Raw genomic sequence first — 1,739 nt, 5'->3', positions numbered from 1 at the left:
CGGCTGGGTCGACGAGCCACATACCGCCAAAGGCTATCAGTCGGACTTCGACCTTCTGGTGATCGTCAACAGCGACAAACTTACCGATCGGGTGGAGTTCTGGGCGACGGCCGAGGATCGGCTCAACCGCGAACTGGCAATCACCAAGACGCTACGCACCCCCGTCAATTTCATCGTGCACACCCTGCAGGAGGTGAACGATGGGCTGGCGCACGGGCGGTACTTCTTCATGGACGTCGCCCGCGACGGCATCGCGCTCTACGAGAGCGATCCGAGCGAACTGCACAAGCCGAAGCCCAAGACGCCGCCGCAGGCAGTGGCGATGGCCCGAGAGTATTTTGAAGAATGGCTGCCGGCTGCGATGTCACGCTTCAAGCTAGCGCGGTATGCCATGGCAGAAGGCCTCAACAAGGACGCGGCTTTCGACCTTCATCAGACCGCCGAGCGCTTGTATCACTGCGTGCTGCTAGTCTGCACCTTCTACACGCCCCACGTGCATAATTTGGCCTTCCTGCGTACCCAGGCAGAGCGCATCGACCCGAGGCTGATTGACGCTTGGCCGCGTGACCAGCGCATCGACCGGTCGCGGTTCGAGAAGCTGAAGGAAGCCTATGTGAAGGCGCGCTATTCGAAGCATTATCGCATCAGCGCCGAGGAACTGACGTGGCTGGGCGAGCGCGTCGAAGTGCTGGGGCAGGCGGTGCAGGTGATCTGCGAAGAGCGCATCGCGGCGCTGGAGCAAGCTGCCGCCGCATGATGGCGCCAGTCGCTGGACAGGTTGATGGCCCGCACCTAGAGGGCACGCCCCTTTTCATACGGAGAACACGTCCATGAACAATGCCGATCTCGCCGACCGCGTTTCCGAAGCGCATAGCCTTAGCAAGGTCGACGCGCGCAAGCTGGTCGACGGCATTTTCGCCGCCATCACCGAGGCGGCAGCGGCCGGCGAGGAAGTGTCGCTGAACGGCTTCGGTAAGTTCAAGGTCAAGGAAAGCGCTGCCCGCGAGGGCCGCAATCCTTCCACCGGCGAGGCGATCCAGATTGCAGCGTCGAAGAAGCTCGCCTTCACGCCCGCCAAGGCCGTGAAGGACAAGCTCAACGGCTGATGGGGATCGAGGCCGTCCGCGCCTTTCTGGAGGCGCGGGCAGCCGACATTTCGATCATCGAACAGGCTTAGAGCACCGCAACGGTGCTCTAAGCTGCCGCCACGCTTGGTGTGCTGCCGGGGCAGATCGGCAAGACGCTCTCGCTGAGCGTCGGCGAAGCGGTGGTGCTGGTCGTAGCAGCCGGTGATTACCGGCTCGACAATCGCAAGGTGAAGGACGCGCTGGGCAGTCGTCCGCACATGCTTGGCTCCGAGGAAGTCGAGCAGCTGACCGGCCACCCGGTGGGCGGCGTCTGCCCGTTCGGATTGCCGACGCCACTGCCGATCTATTGCGACATTTCACTGCGCAAGTTCGATACCGTCTATCCCGCAGCTGGATCGCGCACCGCATCCGTGCAGATCACGCCCGCGGGGCTCGCGGAACTGGTCGGCGCGACCTGGGCTGATCTCTGCTCGCTGCCGTCATAGTTCTGCGGTACTGTCGGCGAAAGCACGCCGCCCGCGCCGTCGCCAAAGTGTCAGCGCCTGGTCGCGATGTTCGCCCTGCAAAGTTGCCGCTGCCTCGATCATCACACCGAACAATACGGCGCGATCATCATCGGTAAGTTCGACGAGTCCGGCTTTCGCGACCAGT

At 63.0% G+C, this 1,739-nt stretch carries 3 protein-coding genes and 1 pseudogene; 3 read left to right on the top strand and 1 reads right to left on the bottom strand.

The window, feature by feature from the left end:
- The 3 genes and pseudogenes from SAZ01S_RS23180 to SAZ01S_RS23170 all read left to right on the top strand — a co-directional run.
- Positions 1 to 757 (top strand): HEPN domain-containing protein (locus SAZ01S_RS23180; RefSeq protein WP_084584690.1); only part of this gene is annotated, 757 nt, incomplete at its 5' end.
- 73 nt (positions 758 to 830) lie between these two features.
- Positions 831 to 1,106, top strand: a complete 276-nt coding sequence (locus tag SAZ01S_RS23175; RefSeq protein WP_084584689.1) for an HU family DNA-binding protein — start codon at positions 831 to 833, stop codon at positions 1,104 to 1,106.
- Positions 1,106 to 1,573: pseudogene (locus SAZ01S_RS23170) on the top strand (YbaK/EbsC family protein). The gene SAZ01S_RS23175 and the pseudogene SAZ01S_RS23170 overlap by 1 nt, the downstream one beginning before the upstream one ends.
- On the opposite strand, the gene SAZ01S_RS23165 reads toward SAZ01S_RS23170, so the two are convergent.
- Complete coding sequence (locus SAZ01S_RS23165) at positions 1,568 to 1,738, bottom strand: conjugal transfer protein TraD (RefSeq protein ID WP_084584688.1); 171 nt, start codon at positions 1,736 to 1,738, stop codon at positions 1,568 to 1,570. The pseudogene SAZ01S_RS23170 and the gene SAZ01S_RS23165 overlap by 6 nt on opposite strands.
- Between the last annotated feature and the right edge of the window lies 1 nt (position 1,739).

The organism is Sphingomonas azotifigens NBRC 15497 (assembly GCF_002091475.1).
In the GTDB taxonomy this organism is placed as follows: domain Bacteria; phylum Pseudomonadota; class Alphaproteobacteria; order Sphingomonadales; family Sphingomonadaceae; genus Sphingomonas; species Sphingomonas azotifigens.
Note: the sequence above shows the minus strand (reverse complement) of the source record. Positions and strands in the feature narration are given on the sequence as shown.

What these genes read in the sequence shown, in the direction of transcription:
- SAZ01S_RS23175 (WP_084584689.1), top strand. Translation starts at nt 831, where the DNA reads ATGAACAATGCCGATCTCGCCGACCGCGTTTCCGAAGCGCATAGCCTT.